Source organism: Pseudomonas sp. UBA6562 (assembly GCF_002434265.1).
GTDB lineage: Bacteria > Pseudomonadota > Gammaproteobacteria > Pseudomonadales > Pseudomonadaceae > Aquipseudomonas.
Map to the genome: position 1 here is coordinate 261,760 of NZ_DJJS01000008.1, position 22,692 is coordinate 284,451.

The window sequence follows — 22,692 nt, forward strand, 5'->3', positions numbered from 1 at the left end:
AACGGGCACGGCCCCGCGATGTCGTTTCAGCTTCGGTGAGTGAGGGCTCGTTTCAGGCGAGCGTATCGAGCGCCCGCTTGACGGTCTCCACCACCCCCTCGTCGCCACGCTCGCCCCAATACAGGGCGAGCATGCGCGAATCGGCTTCGACCTTGTAGACGCTCTCCGGCAGCTCGGCGAACACCGCCACCAGCCGCGCTTCGTCGCACACCTCGCGCCACTGGTTCCACCATACGCCTGGGCTTACCTGCCAATAGCTCCAGGTGTCGATGCGCCCGGCACGGCGTGCGCGGTGGTATTGCGGGCAAGGGCTGGGCGGCTGCTTTTCCAACCAGTGCGGCCACTGCTGCGGCGCCAGTTGCATGGCCAGCCCTGCGCGGCGCGCTTGCAGGCGCAGGTCCATCTGCCGACTCTGCTTGCGCGAGGGCCGCAGCCAGGCGAGCGGGCTGAGAATCAGCGCAAGGATTGACACAACCAGCCATACCGTCATATCTGTACGTCCCCTGAAACGTTGCACATGAGCGTGTTAGTCCGTTTTACGGCGAGCGTCTCGAAAGCGACCATACTTCCCTTATCCCCCGATCCTCAGGAGTGCCGCTCATGCCCTACATTCATCTTCTGGTCGCCGTCGACCTGACGGAAGAGTGTGATCCCGTGATCAAGCGTGCCATGGAAATCGCCGCACCGAACAACGCCACGGTATCGCTGGTGCACATCGTCGAACCCATGGCCATGGCCTTTGGCGGCGACGTGCCGATGGACCTCTCGCAGTTGCAGCAACAGCAGCTCGACCAGGCCAAGGAGCGCATGGACCGTCTGTTCACCAAATACGACGGTATCCAGCGCGGCGATTCGCACCTTGCCTATGGCCAGCCCCGTCAGGAAATCCATCAACTGGCCAAGGAACGGCAATGCGACCTGATCGTGGTCGGTAGCCACGGTCGTCATGGTTTGGCACTGCTGCTCGGCTCCACCGCCAACGACGTGCTGCACGGCGCGCCCTGCGATGTACTGGCGGTGCGCTTGCAGAAAAAAGACAGCTGATGCAGTCGCGGCGCCCCGAGGGGCGCCGCGCGCATTACCGGGCCGCTCGGCCCGGCTTCAACCTTCCAGTTCCGCCCAACGCTCCACCAGCACGTCCAGCTCGCCCTGCAACTGCTCCAGCTGCGCCAGCACGGCTGCGGTTTCGGCGGCAGGCCGCTGGTAGAAGCCAGCGTCGGCGATGGTGTCCTGCACCTTGGCCATCTTCTGTTCCAACGCGTCGATCTGCTGCGGCAGCAGCTCCAGCTCGCGCTGCAATTTGTAGCTGAGCTTCTTCTTCGCAGGTTCCGCGCCAGGCTGTGCCACCGGTGCCGGCTGTACCTCGGCGACCTTTTCCACCACAGCGCTGTTGAGCTCGGACTTGCCGCCCTTGCTCTCGGTTACGCCTAGCAGGCGCGGCGAACCGCCTTGGCGAATCCAGTCCTCGAAGCCGCCGACGTACTCGCGCACCCGGCCTTCGCCTTCGAACACCAGGGTGCTGGTGACCACGTTGTCGAGGAAGGCCCGGTCGTGACTGACCATCAGCACCGTGCCCTTGTAGTTGCACAGCACTTCTTCGAGCAGTTCCAGGGTTTCGACGTCGAGGTCGTTGGTGGGTTCGTCGAGCACCAGCAGGTTGGCCGGCTTGCTGAACAGCTTGGCCAACAGCAGGCGCGCGCGCTCGCCGCCCGACAGCGCCTTGACCGGCGTGCGGGCACGCTGCGGGCTGAACAGGAAGTCGCCGAGGTAGCTGAGCGCGTGGCGGTTCTGCCCATCGATCTCGATGAAGTCGCGGCCTTCGGCGAGGTTGTCGATCACCGTCTTTTCCAGGTCCAGCTGATGGCGCAACTGGTCGAAGTAGGCCACTTCCAGTTTGGTGCCGCGGTCGACCTTGCCGGAGGTGGGCTCCAGGTCGCCGAGCATCATCTTCAGCAAGGTGGTCTTGCCGGTGCCGTTGGCGCCCAGCAGGCCGATACGGTCCTGGCGCTGCACGACCATGGAGAAGTCCTTGACCAGCAGCGGGCCGCCGGGATGGGCGAAGCTGACGTTCTCCAGCGCCATCACCTGTTTGCCGGACTTGTCCGCCGATTCGATGACGATGTTCGCCTTGCCCTGACGCTCGCGGCGTTCGCCACGTTCCACGCGCAAGGCCTTCAAGGCGCGCACACGGCCTTCGTTACGGGTGCGGCGGGCCTTGATGCCCTGACGGATCCACACCTCCTCCTGGGCCAGGCGCTTGTCAAACAGCGCATTGGCGGTTTCTTCGGCGGCCAGGGCCGCTTCCTTGTGCACCAGGAAGCTGGCGTAGTCGCCGTTCCAGTCGATCAGCCCGCCACGGTCCAGTTCGAGGATGCGTGTGGCCAGGTTCTGCAGGAAGGAACGGTCGTGGGTGATGAACAGCACGGCGCCGGTGAAGCCTTTGAGCGCTTCTTCGAGCCAGGCGATGGCGCCGATGTCCAGGTGGTTGGTCGGCTCGTCGAGCAGCAGCAGGTCCGGCTCGGAAACCAGCGCCTGGGCCAGCAGCACACGACGGCGCCAGCCGCCGGAGAGTTCGGCGAGGGTCTTGTCGGCCGGCAGTTGCAGACGGCTCAGGGTGCTGTCGACCAGTTGCTGCAAGCGCCAGCCGTCGCGCGATTCCAGTTCGTGCTGCACGTGCATGAGCTTGTTCAGGTCTTCGTCGGTGACGATGTTCTGGCTCAGGTGGTGGTACTCGGCCAGCAACGCGCCCACCCCGTCGAGGCCTTCGGCGACCACGTCGAACACCGAGCGCCCGTCGGCCAGGGGCAACTCTTGCGGCAGCTCGCCGATCTTGAGCCCTGGGCTGCGCCAGACATCACCGTCGTCAGGGCGCTGCTCGCCTTTGACCAAGCGCAGCATGCTGGATTTGCCGGTGCCGTTGCGGCCGATGATGCACACCCGCTCGCCGCGGCCGATCTGCCAGGACACCTTGTCCAACAGCGGCATGGCGCCGAACGCGAGGGACACATCGCTGAATTTGAGAAGGGTCATGGTGGTCTCCAGAAAACGGGCGCGCAGTCTACCCGGTTTGGCGCGGCGCGGCATCAAGCGCAGGCCCTGGCGCGCTCCGCTCGTCCGCAATCGGCCAATCGCTGCGCGGCGCTTTCGCCGCCCCTGGGCAACGGCTAAGCTAGGGCGCTCATTCCACAGTGCTGGCCACGCCGTCACTTTCCATGGTTCAACTGCACGGACGTATCATGCGCAGCCGCCTGTTCCAGATCGTTTCCTGCCTGCTGCTCGGCGCTGCCTCCACCGGCGCGGCCCAGGCCACCGACCTCATCCAGCAACGTCAGTACTACGACGAAGCCAAACGCGCCCTGGCCAAGGGCGACAAAGGCCCGTACCTGCGTTACGCCCAGGCCCTGAGCGATTACCCGCTCACACCGTACCTGGCCTACGACGAACTCACCGCGCGGCTGAAGTCGGCCAGCAACGCCGAGATCGAAGCCTTCCTCAAGGAACACGGCGACCTGCCCCAAGCCAACTGGATGAAACTGCGCTGGTTGCGCTGGCTGGCCGAGCGCGGCGAGTGGGACACCTTCGCCCGCTACTACGACCCCAAGCTCAACTTCACCGAGCTCGACTGCCTCAACGGCCAGTACCAGCTCAGCCACGGCCTGCACGCCGAAGGCCTGGCCAGCGCCGAGAAGCTGTGGCACACCGGCAAGTCGCAACCGGCGGCCTGCGACGTGCTGTTCGGCATGTGGTCGGCCGAGGGCCAGATGACCGAAGCGCGGCGCTGGGAACGCCTCAAGCTCGCGGCGCAGGCGCGCAACTACGGCCTGGCCAACGCCCTGGCCAAAACCCTCACCACGCTGAATGGCCAAGGCCAGTTGCTGATCGATGTGGCGCAAAAACCCGAGCTGCTGAACCAGCCCTCGCGCTTCGCCCCGCCCAGCGAGGCGATGTCCGACATCGTCAGCCTGGGTCTGCGCCGCCTGGCCCGACAAGACCCCGAGCGGGCCATGTCGATGCTCGACGACTATGCCCAGCGCATGCATTTCTCCCGTGACGAACAGGTGGCCATCGCCCGTGAGATCGGTTTGAGCCTGGCGCGCCGCTACGACCCGCGCGCCCTCGACCTGATGACCCGCTACGACCCGGAACTGCGCGACGACACCGTCAGCGAATGGCGCATGCGCCTGCTGCTGCGCCTGGGCCGCTGGCAGGACGCCTATGACCTGACCCGCCGCCTGCCCGCAGACCTGGCCAACAGCAACCGCTGGCGCTACTGGCAGGCGCGCAGCCTGGAGCTGGCCAAGCCCAACGACCCGCAGATCCCGCAGCTGTACAAGGCCGTGGCCCGCGAGCGCGACTTCTACGGCTTCCTCGCCGCCGACCGCGCGCAGACCCCCTACCAGCTCAACAACAAGCCGCTGGTGCTGAGCCAGGCGCTGGTCAACAAGGTACGCAACACCCCCGGCGTGCGCCGCGCCCTGGAATTCCATGCCCGCGGCCAGATCGTCGACGGGCGCCGCGAGTGGTACTACGTCAGCCGTCACTTCAGCCGCGACGAGATGGTCGCCCAGGCGCGCCTGGCCTACGAGCTGCGCTGGTACTTCCCGGCCATCCGCACCATTAGCCAGGCGCAATACTGGGACGACCTGGACATCCGTTTCCCCATGGCCCACCGCGACACCTTGGTGCGCGAAGCCAAGGTACGCGGCCTGCATTCGAGCTGGGTGTTCGCCATCACCCGTCAGGAAAGCGCGTTCATGGACGACGCCCGTTCCGGGGTCGGCGCCAGTGGCCTGATGCAGCTGATGCCGGCCACCGCCAAGGAGACCGCACGCAAGTTCAGCATCCCGCTGGCCTCGCCGGCGCAGGTGCTCAACCCCGACACCAACATCCAGCTCGGTGCCGCCTACTTGAGCCAGGTGCACAGCCAGTTCAACGGCAATCGGGTATTGGCCTCGGCCGCCTACAACGCCGGCCCCGGCCGTGTGCGGCAGTGGCTGCGGGGTGCCAAGCACCTGAGCTTCGATGTCTGGGTGGAGTCGATTCCGTTCGACGAGACGCGCCAGTACGTGCAGAACGTGCTGTCTTATTCGGTGATCTACGGGCAGAAGCTCAATTCGCCGCAACCTCTGGTCGATTGGCACGAGCGTTATTTCGACGACATGTAAGCGTGTCGGCGGCGCGGCCCATGGCCCGCCGCCGCTCGTTCGCCGTTAACCCCCCGTTAATCACCCCTCGCCAGGCTACGCGCTCCTTCACCGTCAGCAAGGCACCTGTGATGCGCGTCTTCCTCCTTCTCGCGGGCCTGTTGCTGAGCACCCTGCTCAGCGCCAACCCCTTCGCCAGCAAACCGGATTTCCTGCCCGTGGCGCAGGCCTTCGACGTGACCCACGCGCGTCAGGCCGACGGCCGATGGCTGATCGATGTGCGCATCCAACCGGGCTATTACCTGTACCAGAAGCGACTCAAGTTCGACGGTCTGCCCGTCGAGCAATACCCGGCACTGCCGCCTGCACTGAACCACCATGACGAATTCTTCGGCGACAGCCCGGTGTACCGCGAACGGTTGGTCTTGCAGCTTCCGGCAACGGCACATGGCACCTTGCGGCTTGGCTGGCAGGGCTGTGCGGATGCAGGGTTGTGTTATCCGCCGCAGACCACCCTGATCGATTTGGGCGAAGGCTCGGCCGGCTCGGCAGCCGATCCAGGGTCGAGTGCGCGGGTCGGGCTGGAACAGGCCGCAGGGGGCGATGCTCGCCCTGCTTCAAACAACGTGCCTGGCACCGACGCCGAGCAGGCCAGCGACCAGGCCCTGGCCAGCGATCTGCTGACCGGCTCGCTGGCCTGGAGCCTGCTCGCCTTCTTCGGTCTCGGGCTGCTGCTGGCCTTCACGCCCTGCTCGCTGCCGATGCTGCCGATCCTCGCCGGCCTGGTGCTGGGCAATGGCGCCAGTGCCCGGCGCGGCTGGCTGCTGGCCGGCAGCTATGTGGTGAGCATGGCATTGGTCTATGCGGCGCTGGGCGTGCTGGCCGCCGCCTTGGGCGCGAGCTTGCAGGCCTGGCTGCAACAGCCCTGGCTGCTCGGCGCGCTGGCGGCGCTGTTCGTGCTGCTGGCGCTGCCGATGTTCGGGGCGTTCGAGCTGCAACTGCCGATGGCCCTGCGCGACCGCCTCGACCGCGCCGGACGCAACACCCAGGGCGGCAGCCTGTCAGGCGCGGCCTTGCTGGGCGCATTGTCCGGCCTGCTGCTCGGTCCCTGCATGACCGCGCCGCTGGCCGGCGCGCTGCTGTTCATCGCGCAGAGCGGCGACCTGCTGCAAGGCGGCCTGGTGTTGTTCAGCCTGGGCCTGGGTATGGGCGTACCGCTGTTGCTGCTGGTGACCCTGGGCAATCGCTTCCTGCCGCGCCCCGGGGCGTGGATGGACCGGGTCAAGGCGGTGTTCGGCTTCGTATTCCTGGCGATGGCTTTGTACATCCTGCGCAATCTACTGCCAGCTTCGCTGGTGTTGGGTCTTGCCGCAGCCTGGCTACTGGCGCTGGCCTGGAGCGCCTGGCCGACGCTGCGCGCCAGGCCGGCACTGCGGGTGCTGCCAGCGATGGCCGGGCTATGGGGCAGCTTGATGCTGATCGGCGCGGCAGCCGGCGGTGACGATCCTTGGCAGCCACTGCGGCCCTTCGCAGCGTCGCCCGCCGCTACGGCCGCGGCGCCCGCTCTGACGGCGTTCAACACGGTAACGTCGGACAGCCAACTGCAAACCGCCCTGGACGCCGCCAAGGCGGCGAACCAATGGGTCATGCTCGACTACACGGCAGACTGGTGCGTGGCCTGCAAGGTGATGGAGCAGCAGGTCTTCGCCCGCGCCGATGTGCAGGCAAGCCTTGCCTCCGTGCGCCTGATCCGCGTCGACGTCAGCACCGATTCCACAGACAGCCGCACTTTGCTGCAGCGCTACCAGGTGCCAGGCCCGCCCAGCCTGCTCTGGATCGGCCCCGACGGTGAGGAGCGGCGCGCGCGGCGCATCACCGGCGCCATCAATGCTCCCGCTCTGCTCGAGCACTGGGCGCTGACGCGGAGCCAAGGCTGATGCTGACCGTCACCCTCGGGCCGCTGACCATGGCCCTCAACCACCTGCTATTGCTTGCCGCTCTAGGCCTGGCCAGCCTGGTCGGCTGGGTCGTGGGTCGGCGACAGGGGGCGAATCCCGAGTCGGCATTGTTCAACTTGTTTCTGTTGGGATTGTTGGGCGCACGCATTGGCTTCGTGGCGGCCTACTGGCCTTTGTACTGGCAAGCCCCCGCGCAGATCGTCGACATTCGCGACGGCGGATTCCAACTCTGGGGCGGTGTGCTCGGTCTCGCATTGGGTGGCCTGTGGTACGGCCACCGGCGTCCGGCGCTGCGCCGGCCATTGGCCTGGGCCTTGGGCAGCGGCGCCTTGTTCTGGTGCCTGGCGTCGCTGGCCAGCCACCTTTACGACAAAGGCACCGAGCTGCCGGCGATCAGCCTGCGCGATGCCCAGGGCGAGGCCGTGGCGCTGCACAGCTATCGTGGCCGCCCGCTGGTAGTCAACCTGTGGGCCACCTGGTGCCCGCCCTGTCGCCGGGAAATGCCGGTCTTGCAGGAAGCGCAGCACGACTACCCGCACGTGACGTTCCTCTTCGTCAACCAAGGCGAGACGCCGGCCAGCGTGCGCACATTCATAACTACCACCGGCCTGAGCCTCTCACACGTACTGTTCGACGGCACGGGCGAGCTGGCGCGCAGCGTCGGCTCCATGGCCCTGCCCACCACACTGTTCTACAGCGCCGAAGGACGGTTGCTCGGTAGCCACCTCGGCGAGCTGTCGCGCGCCAGTTTGCGACACGCCCTCGAACGCTTCGACGCCACCCCCTCCGAACAAGGAAACTGACATGCGCCTTTCCCTTCTGCCGATCACCCTCGCCCTGCTTGGCGCCCCTCTGGCACAAGCCGCCGAACTGCCCGCCCCTGTCCAACAGATCGAAGCCAAAGGCGCCGTGATCAAAGGCCGCTTCGATGCGCCCAGCGGCCTCCAGGGCTACGCCGCCGAATACCAGGGCAACGCCTTGGCGCTCTACCTCACCGCCGATGGCCAGCACGTGCTGGTCGGCAACCTGTTCGACGCCAAGGGCAACGACCTGAGCGCCAAACCCTTGGACGAACTGGTCCACCAGCCCATGAGCAAGGCTGCGTGGAGCCAGCTGGAACAGACCACCTGGATCGCCGACGGCAAGCCCGACGCGCCGCGCACGCTTTACGTGTTCAGCGACCCGAACTGCCCGTACTGCACGATGTTCTGGGAGCAGGCGCGGCCCTGGGTCAAGGCCGGCAAAGTGCAATTGCGCCATATCCCGGTCGGCATCATCCGCCCCGACAGCCTGGGCAAGTCGGCCGCGCTGCTGGCCGCGAAAGACCCGGCCAAGGCATTGCACGACCACGAAGCGGCCGGCAAGGCGAGCACCCTCAAGCCGCTGGCGCAGATTCCGGCGCCAATCGAAAAACAGTTGCAGGCCAACCAGCGCACGATGGAAGCCCTGGGGCTGCACGCCACGCCGGCCATTTTCTACCTCGACGACGAAGGCCGGCTGCAACGCCAGCAAGGCGCGCCGCGGCCCGAGACGCTCAAGACTTTGTTGGGCGAGCGCTAGTCGTCGGCGCTATCGACCTTGCCGTCGTGCGGATCGTGCCCACGCGGGGCTGCCGTACGGCTCCGCACACGCCTCGATGGCCCGGCCCGCAAAGGCTGGCGAGCCGTCCGCCTACAGCGCCTCCAGCTCCGCCATCAGATCGCTCAACCGATCGACCTTGTCGTCGTCCAGCACGCTGCCCTGCAACCCCCGCACATACTCGGCCAGCGCCTCCACCGTGCTGCACTCGAACATCGCCCGCAGCGGCACGTCGAGCTGCAATTGCTTCTGCACCCGCGAAGCGATTTGCGTGGCCAGCAGCGAATGACCGCCCAACTCGAAGAAGTTGTCGCGCACGCCCACCTGTTCGACGCCGAGCACATCGGCCCAGACATCGGCCAGGGTCTGTTCCAGCTCGTCGCGCGGCGCCAGGTACTCACCACGCGCAGCCACACCGATCTCAACCACCGGCAGCGCCTTGCGGTCGAGTTTGCCGTTGGCGTTGTGCGGCAGCTCGGTCAGCCAGGCGAAGTGCAGCGGCACCATGTACTCGGGCAAGGCTTCGCGCAGGCGCTGCTTGAACACCTCGACCAGTGCCGCATCGCCCTCGACGCCTTCGCGCGCCACCAGATAACCGACCAGGTAGCGCCCAGTGGCGCCGTCCTGCACGCCGACGGCCACATCGCGCAGTTCTGGCTGCTCGTGGAGACGGGCTTCGATTTCGCCCAACTCGATGCGGTAGCCACGGATCTTCACCTGGTGATCGATGCGCCCCACGTATTCCAACACGCCGTCGGCACGCCGCCGCGCCAGGTCGCCGGTGCGGTACAGGCGCTCGCCCGGCGCGCCGTGCGGGTGCGGCACGAAAGTCAGGGCCGTGCGCTGCGGGTCGCCCACGTAGCCACGACCGACGCCGGTGCCGGCCACGCACAGCTCGCCCACCGCACCGAGCGCCACCAGCGCTTGCTCCTCGTCGTACAGGTACAGGCGGTTGTTGTCGGTCGGCGTGCCGATGGGCAGGTAGCTGCCCTCGGTGGACGCGACGTCGACGCGGAAGAACGCCACATCGTCCGAGCACTCGGCCGGGCCATAGGCATTGACCAAGCCAATGTCGGGATAACGCTGCAACCACTGCGCTGCCAGCTCTGGCGGCATGGCCTCACCGGTCGGCAACATCCAGCGCAGCCCCGCCAGTGCCACCGGCTCATCCGCGAGCATGCCTTGGATCAGCGACGGCACGCTCTCCAGCACACTGATGCCGGTCCGCGCCACGTGCGCCAGCAAGCCTTGCGGATCGTGGGCGATGGCATTGGGCACGATCTCCACACACGCGCCGAACAGGGGCGCGGCGAGGAACTGCCAGACCGAGATGTCGAAGCTTTGCGAGGCGGTCTGGGCGATTACGTCGTCGGCGCTCAGGCCGAGGTACGGCACCTTGCTCAACTGGTTGTTGAGCATGCCGCGCTGCTCGACCATCACCCCTTTGGGCAGGCCGGTGGAGCCGGAGGTGTAGATCACGTAGACCAGGTTATCCGGCCCGCTGTAGATGCCCGGATTATGGCTGGCCACGGCGCTGGCCTGAACCTCCTCCCAGATCAGCAGACATGGGCGTACGGCGCCTGCGAGTGCGTCCAGCAAGGCGTTGGCCTGTTCGGCGCAGGCCGCGCTGCACACCAGCACGGGTGTGCGGCTCAGCTCGACGATGCGTTGCAGGCGTGCGCTGGGTAGGTCCGGGTCGAGCGGCAGGTAGCCCGCGCCGGCCTTGAAGCTGCCGACGATCATGCCCAAAAGCGGCAGGCCGCGCTCGGCGAGCAAGGCCACCGGCTGATCGACGCCCACCCCAGCCGCCAGCAGAGCGTGCCCCAGACGGTTGGCCGCCAGGTTCAACCCCGCATAGTCGAAGCTCGCCTCCAGGCAGCGGGCCACGGTGCGCTGCGGCTGGGCCGCGACCTGTGCTTCGAACAGGCGCACATAGCCCTGCTCCAGCGGATAGGCGTGGTCCGTCTGGTTGCAGTCGTGCAAGAGAAACTGCCGCTCGGCCTCGCCCAACAGCGGCAAGGCGGCCATGTCGGCATCGAAATGCTCGGCCAGGGCCAGGAGCAGGCGTTTGAACTCGCCCAACAGGCGCTCGACCGTGCTGGAGTCGAAGTAGCGCTGGTCGTAGGACAGGTGCAGGCCCAGGTCGTCGCCGGGATAGCACACCGCCGTCAACGGGAAGTTGGTGTGCGTGCGACCCGAGTCGGAGCTGGCGTTGAGCTGCTGGGCGTGGTCGAGCACCGCGCTTTGCACCGGCGCGTTCTCGAACACGAACAGGCTGTCGAACAGCGGCTGGCCCTTGGGCAGCTCGCTGCACGCCTGGATCGCCACCAGCGGCAGGTATTCGTACTCGCGCAGCTCCAGGTTGCGTTCCAGCAGACCTTGCAGCCACTGGCGCACGCTGAGGCGCTGCCCGGGCGCCGGCAGTTGCACGCGCAGCGCCACGCTGTTGATGAACAGGCCGACGGTCTGCTGCATCTGCGGCAGGCTCACGGGCCGGCCGGCCACGGTCACACCGAAGGCCACGTCGCGCTCGCCGCTGTAGCGCGCCAGCACCAAAGCCCAGGCCGCCTGGGCGAAGGTGTTGACGGTCAGCTGATGGGCCTGGGCCAGTTCGCGCAAGCGTGCGCCCTGCGACGCTTCCAGGCGGGTGTAGCAATCGCCCACCTGCATGCCGTCGCCGGCATGGTCGTTGCGCAGCGGTCGGTCGCTGGGCAGCGCGGTGGCGCGCTCGAAGCCGGCCAGGTTGCGCTGCCACCACTGGCGCGCTTCGTCGAGGTCCTGGTGCTGCAGCCAGCCGATGTAGTCGCGGTAGCGCGGCGGCGGCGGCAATTGCGCCGCCTGGCCGGCGTCCAGGGCCTGGTAGATGACGAAGAAGTCGTTCATCAGCAACGAACGGCACCAGGCATCAATGAGGATGTGGTGGTTGCTCATCATGAACCAGTAGCGCGCTTCGCCCACGCGCACCAGGCGCAGGTGGAACGGCGGGGTTTCCAGCAAGGCGAAGCCGGCCTCGCGCTCGGCCTTGTGCAGCGTTTGCAGGCGCGCTTCCTGAGCGTCGGCATCGAGCTCGCGCCAGTCCTGGTAATCGACCTGCACGGCGCCTGGCTTGTGGATGATCTGCAGCATGGCCTCGCCGGCGTTCCAGCTGAACGAGGCGCGCAAGGCTTCGTGACGGGCCACCACGGCCTGCCAGGCAGCGGCGAAGCGCGGCTGGTCCAGGTCGCTGTCGATGCGGTAGCGGTCCTGCATGTAGTAGATGCCGGTGCCGGGTTCGAGCAGGGTGTGCAGCAGCATGCCCTCCTGCATCGGCGTCAGCGGGTAGACATCCTCGATCTCGGCGACGGGCACCGGCAACACATCGATTTGCGCCTGGGTCAGGGCTGCCAGGGCGAAGTCCGACGGGGTGAAGCCGCCCTGTCCCGGGGTCAGGCAATGCCCGATCAGCGCCAGCAGCTCGTCGCGATAGGCCTCGGCCAGGCCGCGCACGGTGGCCTCGACGTAACGCTCGGCGCTGTAGGTCCAGCGCAGTTGCAGCGCACCCCCGTATACCTGGCCATCGACGCTGAGCCAGTTGGGCAGCGGCGCGTCCAGGTCATGGGCCAAGCCCGCTGGGGCATCGAGTGGCTGGAACAGCGCAGCATCGTCGAACTGCTGGTCGAACTGGCCCAGGTAGTTGAAGGTGATGCGCGCCTGGGGCAAGGCCGCCATCTGCTCGCGCACACCGTCTTCGGCCAGGTAACGCAGCACGCCATAGCCCAGGCCCTTGTGCGGCACCTGGCGCAGTTGTTCCTTGATGCGCTTGAGCGAAGCGCCGCGGGACGCCTCGTCGGTGCCCGCTACCGGGCTCAGGCGCAGCGGGTAGGCGTCGGTGAACCAGCCGACGCTGCGGGTCAGGTCGATGTCGTCGAACAACCCGTCGCGGCCATGCCCTTCCAGTTGCACCAGCGCGTCAGGGGCGCCAGTCCAGCGGCACAGCACGCGGGCCAGGGCGGTCAGCAGCAGGTCGTTGACCTGGGTGCGGTAGGCGGCGGGCGCCTGTTGCAGCAGCTGCTGGGTGTGCTCGGGCGCCAGGTCGATGACCACGCTGCGGGCGTGGCGCTGCAGGTTGCCGCCTTGTGGATGGTCGCAAGGCAGTTCATGGCTCACCGCACGCAACTGGTCTTGCCACCAGTGCAGCTCGTCGCGCAGCGAATCGCTGCCGGCGTACTGCGCCAGGCGCGCGCTCCAGTCGCCCAGGGCATGGGTCTTGGCCGGCAGCGGCTGGCCGCGATAGAGCGCCTGCACGTCTTCGAGCAGCACGCGCCAGGACACGCCGTCCACCACCAGGTGGTGGATCGCCAGCAGCAGACGCTGCTCGCCGCGCCCATCGCTGACCAGCAGGCCGCGCAGCAGCGGCCCTTCGGCGAGGTCCAGGCTGCGCTGCACGTCGCTGTACAGTGCTTGGCAGTCGTCCAGATCGGCGACTTCGGCGCTCCACAGCAAGGTCTGGTCGGTGATGGCGGCATAGCTGGCCTGCCAGCGGCCCGCCGTTTCCGTAAAGCGCAGGCGCAACGTGTCGTGGTGCGCCACCAGCGCGTTCAGCGCCCGTTGCAGTGCCTCGGCATCCAGGGTTTGTCGGGCGTGCAAGAGAACTGCCTGGTTCCAGTGCTGCGGTGCCGGCACGTCGCTGTCGAAGAACCAGTGCTGGATCGGCGTCAGGGCGCTGCCACCCTGGCGTGCGCCCTGCTCGACCTGGGCCGCGCCTGTGCCTTGGGTGACCACGGCGGCCAGGGTCTGGATGGTCTGGTGCTGGAACAGGTCGCGCGGGGTGAACTGCAAACCCAACTGTCGCGCGCGGCTGACCACCTGGATCGACAGGATCGAATCGCCGCCGAGCTCGAAGAAATTGTCCTGCACACCCACTTGGGCGAGGTTCAGCACCTCGCTCCAGACCTGCGCCAGTTGCGTTTCCAGCGCGCCGCTCGGCGCTTGGTAACCCTGCTGGGCCTGTTGCAGGTCGGGCGCGGGCAAGGCGCGGCGGTCGAGCTTGCCGTTGCCCATCAAAGGCAGTCGGTCGAGCAGCACCAGGTGCGCCGGCACCATGTGGTCGGGCAGTTGCTGGCGGGCATGGGCCTTGACCGCATCGCGCAGCGCCGCCTGGGCCGCCGCATCGGCGCGGGCCAGGGCGCCGACCAGGTAGCCCACCAACTGCTTGCCGCCGGGCAGGTCGAGGGCCAAGACCACCGCTTCGTCGACTTGGGCATGGTCTTGCAGACGGCTTTCGATTTCGCCGAGCTCGATGCGAAAACCGCGGATCTTCACCTGCTGGTCGGCACGCCCGACGTACTCCACCAGGCCGTCGGCGCGCAGCCGCACCAGGTCGCCGGTGCGGTACAGGCGCCCGCCTGCGTCGCCGAACGGATCGGCGACGAAGCGCTCGGCGGTCAGCCCCGTACGCGCGTGGTAACCCTGGGCCAGGCCCGCGCCACCGACGTACAGCTCACCGATGCCGCCTTGCGGCAGCAGCGCCAGGTCTTCGTCGAGCACATAGCCGCTGCGGGCGCCGATCAATTGGCCGATCGGTACGCTGCCGGCATCGCTCGGCAGCAGCGCCGGCGCACGGCAGGCCAGCGGCATGACCACGGTTTCGGTCGGCCCATAGGCGTTGAACAGTTCGCCGGGCTGGAAGGCTTCGCGCAAGCGTTGCAGATGCTCGCCGGTCAGCGCCTCGCCCCCGGTGATGACCAAGCGTACCGGCAGGATCTCGCCGTGAGCGAGCAGGTGCTGCGCCAACTGGCTGCCATAGCTTGGCGTGAAGCCCAGCACGCTGACCCGCTGTTCGCGGATCAACCGGCAGATCTCCTCGGCGCCCCACTGGCCCTGGGCGCGCAGCACCACGCGGGCGCCGCACAGCAACGGCACCAGCAGGCGTTCGCTGGCGGCGTCGAAGTTGATCGAATAGAAGTGCAGCTCGCAGTCGTCGCTGCGCATGCCGAAGGCGCGGATCACCGCCTGGCAGTGCATGGCGATCTGGCCATGCTCGACCACCACGCCCTTGGGCTGGCCGGTGGAACCGGAGGTGTAGATCACATAAGCCGGGTATTGCGCCAGATCGGGCAACGCCGGCGCATCGGCAGGATACTCGGCCAAAGCCGCGCCATCGCTTTCCGGGCTCCACAGCCTGACGTCCGCCGGCAGCTCGCCCAGGCGTTCGAGCAGCGCTTGGGGCGCGATGAGCAGTTCCAGACGGCTGTCGCCAATCAAGTAGTGCAGACGCTCGAGCGGGTATTCCGGATCGAGCGGCACGTAGGCACCGCCGGCCTTGAGGATGGCCAGCAAGCCGACCACCAGGTCCAGCGAGCGCTCCAGCGCCAGGCCCACGCGCACATCGGGACCGACGCCGCGGGCGCGCAAGGCGTGGGCCAGACGATTGGCGCGCTGGTCCAGCTCGGCGTAGCTCAAGTGCTGGCCGGCGAAGGTCAGCGCCAAGGCATCCGGCGTGCGTGACGCTTGGTCGGCGAACAGGCCATGCACGGTCTGGGTCAGGTCCAGGTCGGGCTCGCCTTGCAATTGGCCGAGCAGGTCTTGGCGCTCCTCGTCTCCCAGCATCGGCAGCTCGCAGAGACGCTGCTGCGGATCGTCCAGCAGGCCTGCCAGCAGGCGTTGCAGGTGCTCGGCCAGGCGCGCGATGCGCGGCTCGTCGAACAGGTCGCGGCTGTAGGTCAGGCAGCAGCCCAGACGGCCGTCGAGGTCAGTGATCTCCAAGTACAGGTCGAACTTGGTCGCGCTGGCGTCGTTGACCAGATAGTCGACCTGCATGCCCGACAGCTCGCGGCTTTGCTGGAAGCTCCAGCGCTGCACGTTGCACATCACCTGGAACAGCGGGTTGTAAGCGCTGCTGCGCGGCGGTTGCAAGGCATCGACCAGTTGCTCGAACGGCAGGTCCTGGTGCGACTGGCCATCGATGACCGTGTCGCGCATCTGCTCGAGCAGCGCCAGGGCGCTCATCTGCCCGTCCACTTCGCAGCGCAGCACCTGGGTGTTGAGGAAGGCGCCGATCAGCCCTTCGCTCTCCGGGCGGATGCGGTTGGCCACCGGCGCGCCGATGCGCAGGTCGCGCTGGCCGCTGTGACGGTGCAGCAAGGCGGCCAGGGTGGCGGTCATGGTCATGAACAGGGTCAGGCCATGTTGGCTGTTGAAGGCGTGCACACGCTCGACCAGCGCGGCCGGCAGGTCGAAGCGGTACAAGCCACCGCGGTGGCTCTGCACCGCCGGTCGCGGCCGGTCGCTGGGCAGCGCCAGCACCGGGTGCTCGTCGCCCAGGCGGGCTTTCCAATAGTCCAGTTGCCGCTGGCCTTCGCCGGCTTCGAGCCACTGGCGGTGCCAGACGCTGTAGTCCAGGTACTGCACCGCCAAGGGCGGCAGCGGCGAATCGCGCTCGTCGACGAAGGCTTCGTACAGCTCGCCCAGCTCGCGGGCGAAGATGTCCATGGCCCAGCCTTCGGTGACGATGTGGTGCAGGGTGAGCACGAAGTGGTGCTCGCGCTCGCCGGTCTTGGCCAGGCAGGCACGCAGCAGCGGGCCGCGCTCCAGGTCGAAGGGCAAGTGGGCCTGCTGGTCGGCCAGCCGTTGCAGGCGCTGCTCGCGCTGGTCGGCGTCGAGCGCAGAGAAATCGTGCCAGCCGAGGGTGAGGCCGGCGTCGTCGGCCACGCACTGGAACGGCTTGCCGTCGATGCTGGGGAAAGTGGTACGCAGCGCTTCGTGTCGCACCAGCAGCGCCTGCACGGCGCGCTCGAAGGCGTCCACGTGCAGCGCGCCACGCAAGCGCGCCATGCCGCCGACGTTGTACGCCGGGCTCTCGGGCTCCATGTGCCAGAGGATCCACATGCGCTGCTGGGAATGCGACAGCGGCACCGCCCGGCGGCGGTCGACACGGGCGATCGCGCCCTGTCGGTTGCGCAGGCCGCTGGCCTGGACGCGCGCGATCTCGGCGCAGAACGCGCCCAGCTCGCTGGCCTCGAACAAGGCCTTGAGCGGCAGCTCGACGTCGCAGGCCTGGCGGCTGCGCGAGACGATCTGGGTGGCCAGCAGCGAATGGCCGCCGAGGGCGAAGAAGTCGTCCTGCAGACCCACCTGGGCCACGCCCAGCACCTCGCACCAGATCGCCGCGACCTGCCGTTGCAACGGCGTCTGCGGCGCGACATGCGCGCGCTGTTGCCAGGTGGGGGCCGGCAAGGCGCGGCGGTCGACCTTGCCGCTTGGGCCAAGCGGCATCTGCGCCAGGTGCAGCAGTTGCGCAGGCACCATGTAGGCCGGCAGTTGCGCGGCCAGGGCCGCGAGCAGTTCGTCGCTGCGCTCGCGGCCGCTGTAGTAGCCGACCAGCTGCGCGCCGACGGCGTCCCGATGCACCAGCACCACGGCCTGTTCGACGCCGGCCTGGGCCAGCAGCAGCGCTTGCACTTCCTCAGGCTCGACACGGAAGCCGCGCACCTTCACCTGCTGGTCGAGGCGCCCGAGGTATTCCAGGGCCTGCACGCCGGCGTTCCAGCGGGCCCGGTCGCCGCTGCGGTACAGGCGCTGGCCGTCGCCCGCAGGGTCGGGCAGGAAGCGTTCGGCGGTCAGCCCAGGCCGGCCCAGGTAGCCACGGGCAAGCCCCGCCCCGCCCAGGTACAGCTCGCCGGGCACGCCCAAGGGGCTCGGTTGCAGGTCGGCATCGAGCACCTGACAACGCACGTTGGCCAGTGGTCGGCCGATGGGCGACAACGCGCCGTCGCTGGCCTGGCAGCGCCAGTGGGTGACGTTGATGGCGGTTTCGGTGGGGCCGTAGCGGTTGTCCAGCAGCACATGCGGCAATACCTGCAAGGCGCGGTCGCGCAGGGCGGCGGGCAGCGCCTCGCCGCCGCAGAACAGGCGGCGCAGCGTGTGGCAGCGCGCAGCCTCCGGTTCTTGCAGGAATACCTGCAACAGCGGCGGCACGAAGTGCAGGGTGGTTACGGCGAACTGCTGCACCAGGCGAGCGATGCGCTGCGGGTCGCGGTGCTCGCCAGGCCCGGCGAGCACCAGCGAGCAGCCGCTGAGCAACGGCCAGAAGCATTCCCACACCGACACGTCGAAGCTGATCGGTGCCTTCTGCAAAATCACGTCGCTGGCGTCCAGGGCATAGTGCGCCTGCATCCATTGCAAGCGCTCGGCCAGGGCGGCGTGGGTGTTGCCCACTCCTTTCGGGCGCCCGGTGGAGCCGGAGGTGTAGATCACGTAAGCCAGGTGCTCGCCGTGCACGTGCAGGCGCGGGGCCTGGCACGGCCAGTTGTCCAGGTGCAGTTGGTCGAGGGCGATGACGCTGAGCCCGTCGCGCTGCGGCAGGCGGTCCAGCACGTCGCTGTGGCTGAGCAGCAGCTCGGCGCCACAGTCGTCGAGCATGTAGGCCAGGCGCTCGGCCGGATAGTCGACGTCGAGCGGCACGTAGGCCCCGCCTGCCTTGAGGATCGCCAGCAAGCCGACCAGCAGTTGCGGCGAGCGCTCCAGGGCGATGGCCACGCAGGTGTCCGGGCCTACGCCTTTGTCGCGCAGGTAATGCGCCAGGCGGTTGGCCTGCTGATGCAGCGCGGCGTAGCTCAGGCTGCCGCCGTCCCATTGCACGGCGATGCGCTCGGCGCAGGCGCGGGCCTGGTCTTCGAGGTGGTCGGGCAACAGGCGCGCAGCGCAAGGTGCAGGCGCCTCGCCCCAGGCCAGCAACTGCCCCCGCTCGGCGGCGCTTAGCAGTCGTATGGCACCCACGGCCAGCTGCGGCTGCGCACAGACCTGTTCGAGCAGGGCCAGCAGGTGCCCGGCCAGACGCTCGACGGTGCTGGCGTCGAACAGCGCGGCGGCATAGTCGAAGGCCAGGCTCAAGCGGCCCTGGTGATCCTGCTCGCTGTGCAGTTGCAGGTCGAACTTGGCCTCGCGGCTGTGCCAGGGCAGCTCCTGGGCCAGCAGCCCGGGCAGCCGGCGCAGCGCCGAGAGGTCGCGTTGCTGGTGGTTGAACATGACCTGGAACAGGCCCTGTTCGCGGGCCTCGGGCAACGCTTCGAGCAGTTGTTCGAAAGGCAGGTCCTGATGCGCCTGGGCATCCAGGGTATGGCCGCGCACCTGGTCGAGCAGCGCGCTGAACGGCAGTTGCGCGTCGAGCTCGCTGCGCAGCACCTGGGTGTTGATGAAGAAGCCGACCAACCCTTGGGCTTCGAGCCGGGGCCGGTTGGCGTTGGGCACACCGACGCGGATGTCGCCCTGCCCGGTATAGCGGTACAGCAGCGCCTGCCAGCCGGCCAGCAGCACCATGAACACGCTGGCGCCCTGGTCGCGGGCCAGTCGTTCCAGCGCAGTGCACAGTGGCGTCGGCACCTTGACCTGCAAGCGCGCGGCATGGCGATCCTGGGCGCTGCCGCGTGGGTGGTCGGTGGCCAGGTCCAGCACCGGCAGCGCGTCGCCCAAGCGCTGTCGCCAGTACGCCAGTTGCCGCACGTCCTCGCCGTCGGCCAGCCATTGCCGTTGCCACTGCCCATAGTCGGCGTACGCCAGCGGCAGCGCAGGCAACTGCCCTGCGCTGCCGGGCGCGGCATAGAGGCGAGCGAATTCGTCGAGCAGGATGTTCAGCGACCAGCCGTCGGCGACGATGTGGTGCAGGGTCACCCACAGCTGGTGCTGCTCCTCGTCCAGGCGCGCCAGGGTCACCCGCAGCAGCGGGCCTTGGCGCAGGTCGAAGGGTTGCTGGGCTTCGGCTTCGCGGTGGGCGGCGACTTCGGCTTCGCTCAGCCCTTGCAGATCGAGGTGGGTCAGCATCAACGGTCGTTCGGGATGGACCTGCTGGAGCGCCTGGCCATCGACTTCGCTGAACAGGGTGCGCAACGATTCGTGGCGCGCCACCAAGGCCTGGAACGCACGTTGCACCGCCTCGGCGTCCAGTTCGCCGCGCAGGCTCAAACCGGCCGGCACGTTGTAGGCCGCCGATTCGGGTTCGAGTTGCCACAGTAGCCATAAGCGGTTCTGCGCCAGCGACTGGGGCACGGCTTGGCCCTGGGCCTGCCGTGCGATGGCCGTCGGCACCTGGGCGCCGCTGGCGAGCTGCTCGCCAACCGCCGCGCTGTAGGCGGCGAGCGTCGGCGCCTCGAACAGCAGGCGCAGGCTCAGGTCCACGCCCAGCTCGTCGGCCAGACGCGCAGTGAGCTGGGCGGCGGCGATGGAGTTGCCGCCCAACAGCAGAAAGTGGTCCTCGGCGGACACCGCCGTGAGCTTGAGCTGCTCGCACCACAGCGCGGCGATGCGCCGTTGCAAGGCATCGTGCTCGGCCGCAGACGCCTGTTGCGGCTCCACGGGTGCGGGGAAGCGGGCATAGCAGTCGAGGCTGCCATCGTCCATGCGCTGGCGGCAGGCCGAGCGCTGCAACTTGCCGCTCGACGTTTTGGGCAACGCACCAGGGTTGAGCAACAGCACCACGGCCGGCGCCTGGTTGCAGGCCTCGGCAACCACTTGGCGCAGGCGCGCGATCAACTGATCGGCCGGCAGGGATTTCTGCACGCCCCGGCCCACTTCCACGGCCACGCCAATCCCCTCCTCGCCTTGCTGCTCGACGGCGAACACCGCCACCCGGCCTTTGCGCAGGCCTTCGACCTCGCGTTCCAGGGTCTGCTCGACGTCCTGCGGATAGAGGTTCTGCCCACGCACGATGAGCAGGTCCTTCAAACGGCCGCTGACGAACAGCTCGCCGTCGCGCACGAAGCCCAGGTCGCCGGTGCGCAGCCAGGTCTGGCCGTCGCGGGCGACGAAGGTGCGCGCGCTGGCCTCGGGATTGCGCCAGTAGCCGCGGGCGATGCTCGGCCCGGCCGCCCAGATTTCGCCGACCTGGTCGTCGGCCAGCACGGCCAGGCTGTGCGGTTCGACGATCTGCACGGCATGGCCGGGCTGGGCGAAGCCGCAGCTCATCAGCACGCTGCCCTCGCCCGCTTCGATGCGGTGCGCGGCCAGCGCCTGGGCATCGACCTGCAAGGCCGGGATACCGCCACCGCGGCGGCTGCCGCTGACGAACAGCGTGGCCTCGGCCAGGCCGTAGCTGGCGAAGAAGCTCGAAGCGTCGAAGCCGGTCGCACGGAAGCGCTCGGCGAAGCCTGCGAGGCTGTCCTGGCGGATCGGCTCGGAGCCCGAATAGGCCACGCGCCAGCGGCTCAGGTCGAGCCCGGCCAGGGCCGCGTCGCTGACCCGCTCGCTGCACAGCCGATAGGCGAAGTCCGGGCCGCCGCTGATGGTGCCGCCGTATTCGCTGATGGCCTGCAACCAGCGCTGCGGCCGGGCGAGGAAGTAGCCAGGCGACATCAGCACGCACGGCACACCGCTGTAGATCGGCTGCAGCAGTCCGCCGATCAGGCCCATGTCGTGGTACAGCGGCAACCAGCTGACGATCACGTCGTCCGGGTTGAGGTCGATGCCGAAACCGTGGCGGATCAACTGTTCGTTGGCCACCAGGTTGCCGTGGCTGACCTGCACGCCTTTGGGCAGCGCGGTGGAGCCGGAGGTGTACTGCAAGAAGGCGATGTCGTCGTCGGCCAGCGTCGGCGCTTGCCAGGCCTCGGCCCAGGCCGGGTCCAGGCGGTCGACGGCCAGCAGGGTCGGCGCATCGGTGCGCTGCAAGGCCTCGAGGCCTTGCAGACTTTCGCTCAGCGCCTCGACGGTCAGCAGCAGGCGCGGCTGGGCGTCGTCGATGATCGACAGCAGGCGCTGCTGGTGGTGTGGGCGCGAGGATTCGGGCGGATAGGCCGGCACGGCGATGAGGCCGGCATACAGGCAGCCGAAGAACGCCGCCACATAGTCCGGGCCGCTCGGGAACAGCAGCACGGCACGCTCGCCAAAAGCGGCGCGGGCCTGCAACGCGGCGGCGATGGTGCGGGCGCGCCGGTCGAGTTCGCGGTAGCTGAGCACGGCCTGGTCGCCGGGCTGGTCGGCGAGAAAGCGCAGGGCGACCTGCTCGGGGCTGCGCGCGGCGCGCTGCGCCAGGGCCTGGACCAACGTGGGCGGGCGTTCGAAGGCGTCCATCATGGAGTGTTCCTGCCAGAGTCTGGGGAGATCGCGCCAGCGCAACCGCGCAAGGCGCGGCGCCGGACGGCGATGGGATACCCAAGAAACGGACGGAGCACTGCGGAAATTAACGGCGTCTGGTCAGACGCGTTCGGGGTTCAAGCTCATCAGCGAAGGCCGCATGAGGCCTCTGCCCGCCCATTCGAAAGTCTTGTGCTGGTCGCTGCAGTTTCCCGCAGGGCTATGGGTCGACCCTCATCTGCGCACGCTCGGGACAAGCAGGTCGCACGCACAACCACAAGGAATCGGAAAAATTACGAAACTTATTAACTTTCGCAATTGACAATCATTATCATCTTGCATAATTTGTCGTCCGTCTTGGGACGTGCCTGACAGACCGCATGTCCTTTTCCTCTTGAGACCAGGTGATTTCCATGGCGGAACAACTATCCACAAGTAAGTGCGATTCACCATTGCTCCAAGCATTCGTCGACAACCGCAACATCCTCGTCAAGATCGCCGCACGCATCACCGGCTGCCGTTCGCGCGCCGAAGACGTGGTGCAGGATGCCTTCTTCCGGCTCGCGGCCGCGCCGCAGATCACTTCCTCGTTCAAGGCCCAGCTCAGCTACCTGTTCCAGATCGTGCGCAACCTGGCCATCGACCACTACCGCAAGCAGGCCATGGAGCTGAAGTACTCCGGCCCCGAGGAGGAAGGCCTCAACGTCGTCCTGCTCAACGCCTCGCCCGAAGCCAGCCACATCAATTTCAGCACCCTGGAACACATCGCCGTGGCGCTCGACGAACTGCCCCAGCGCACCCGTTACGCCTTCGAGATGTACCGCCTGCATGGCGTGCCGCAAAAAGACATCGCCAAGGAGCTGGGCGTGTCGCCGACTCTGGTCAACTTCATGATCCGCGACGCCCTGATCCACTGCCGTAAAACGGCCAACCGCCACGCCTGAACATCGACCCTCCAAGGGCCGGCA

Annotated in this window: 9 protein-coding genes; 6 read left to right on the plus strand and 3 right to left on the minus strand. The window is 67.8% G+C overall.

Annotation, left to right across the window (positions count from 1 at the left end; genetic code table 11):
* Positions 1-52 precede the first annotated feature (52 nt).
* Entirely contained in the window at positions 53-490 is a 438-nt protein-coding gene (locus B4M43_RS16920) for a hypothetical protein (RefSeq protein ID WP_296268625.1), read from the minus strand.
* A 110-nt stretch (positions 491-600) separates the two neighbouring features.
* Between B4M43_RS16920 and B4M43_RS16925 the strand changes: the two genes are divergently transcribed.
* Positions 601-1,044: a universal stress protein gene (locus B4M43_RS16925; RefSeq protein ID WP_296268626.1), complete on the plus strand. Its 444-nt coding sequence runs from the start codon at positions 601-603 to the stop codon at positions 1,042-1,044.
* Between the two features lie 57 nt (positions 1,045-1,101).
* Here the strand turns inward: B4M43_RS16925 and B4M43_RS16930 are convergent, their stop codons facing one another.
* Positions 1,102-3,030, minus strand: a complete 1,929-nt coding sequence (locus tag B4M43_RS16930; protein WP_296268627.1) for an ATP-binding cassette domain-containing protein — start codon at positions 3,028-3,030, stop codon at positions 1,102-1,104.
* Between the two features lie 206 nt (positions 3,031-3,236).
* On the opposite strand from B4M43_RS16930, the gene B4M43_RS16935 reads away from it, so the two are divergent.
* From B4M43_RS16935 to dsbG, 4 genes are all read left to right on the plus strand, one after another.
* Positions 3,237-5,165, plus strand: a complete 1,929-nt coding sequence (locus B4M43_RS16935) for a transglycosylase SLT domain-containing protein (protein ID WP_296268628.1) — start codon at positions 3,237-3,239, stop codon at positions 5,163-5,165.
* A 110-nt stretch (positions 5,166-5,275) separates the two neighbouring features.
* Complete coding sequence (dsbD, locus tag B4M43_RS16940) at positions 5,276-7,081, plus strand: protein-disulfide reductase DsbD (protein WP_296268629.1); 1,806 nt, start codon at positions 5,276-5,278, stop codon at positions 7,079-7,081.
* Positions 7,081-7,905: a TlpA family protein disulfide reductase gene (locus B4M43_RS16945; protein WP_296268630.1), complete on the plus strand. Its 825-nt coding sequence runs from the start codon at positions 7,081-7,083 to the stop codon at positions 7,903-7,905. The genes dsbD and B4M43_RS16945 overlap by 1 nt, the downstream gene beginning before the upstream one ends.
* 1 nt (position 7,906) lies before the next feature.
* On the plus strand, positions 7,907-8,662 hold the full coding sequence (dsbG, locus tag B4M43_RS16950) for a thiol:disulfide interchange protein DsbG (protein WP_296268631.1): 756 nt from the start codon (positions 7,907-7,909) through the stop codon (positions 8,660-8,662).
* A 111-nt stretch (positions 8,663-8,773) separates the two neighbouring features.
* Here dsbG and B4M43_RS16955 read toward each other — a convergent pair whose 3' ends face one another.
* The gene (locus B4M43_RS16955; protein WP_296268632.1) at positions 8,774-21,724 is read right to left on the minus strand and encodes a non-ribosomal peptide synthase/polyketide synthase; all 12,951 of its coding nucleotides are present in this window, start codon (positions 21,722-21,724) and stop codon (positions 8,774-8,776) included.
* Between the two features lie 413 nt (positions 21,725-22,137).
* Here B4M43_RS16955 and B4M43_RS16960 point away from each other — a divergent pair, with 413 nt between their 5' ends.
* Positions 22,138-22,668 carry an RNA polymerase factor sigma-70 gene (locus B4M43_RS16960; RefSeq protein ID WP_296268633.1) on the plus strand — a complete coding sequence of 177 codons (531 nt, stop codon included), beginning with the start codon at positions 22,138-22,140 and terminating at the stop codon, positions 22,666-22,668.
* The last annotated feature ends 24 nt before the right edge of the window (positions 22,669-22,692 follow it).

Coding starts and splice junctions, on each gene's coding strand:
- B4M43_RS16920 (WP_296268625.1), bottom strand. CDS start 490: ATGACGGTATGGCTGGTTGTGTCAATCCTTGCGCTGATTCTCAGCCCG.
- B4M43_RS16925 (WP_296268626.1), top strand. CDS start 601: ATGCCCTACATTCATCTTCTGGTCGCCGTCGACCTGACGGAAGAGTGT.
- B4M43_RS16930 (WP_296268627.1), bottom strand. CDS start 3,030: ATGACCCTTCTCAAATTCAGCGATGTGTCCCTCGCGTTCGGCGCCATG.
- B4M43_RS16935 (WP_296268628.1), top strand. CDS start 3,237: ATGCGCAGCCGCCTGTTCCAGATCGTTTCCTGCCTGCTGCTCGGCGCT.
- dsbD (WP_296268629.1), top strand. CDS start 5,276: ATGCGCGTCTTCCTCCTTCTCGCGGGCCTGTTGCTGAGCACCCTGCTC.
- B4M43_RS16945 (WP_296268630.1), top strand. CDS start 7,081: ATGCTGACCGTCACCCTCGGGCCGCTGACCATGGCCCTCAACCACCTG.
- dsbG (WP_296268631.1), top strand. CDS start 7,907: ATGCGCCTTTCCCTTCTGCCGATCACCCTCGCCCTGCTTGGCGCCCCT.
- B4M43_RS16955 (WP_296268632.1), bottom strand. CDS start 21,724: ATGATGGACGCCTTCGAACGCCCGCCCACGTTGGTCCAGGCCCTGGCG.
- B4M43_RS16960 (WP_296268633.1), top strand. CDS start 22,138: ATGGCGGAACAACTATCCACAAGTAAGTGCGATTCACCATTGCTCCAA.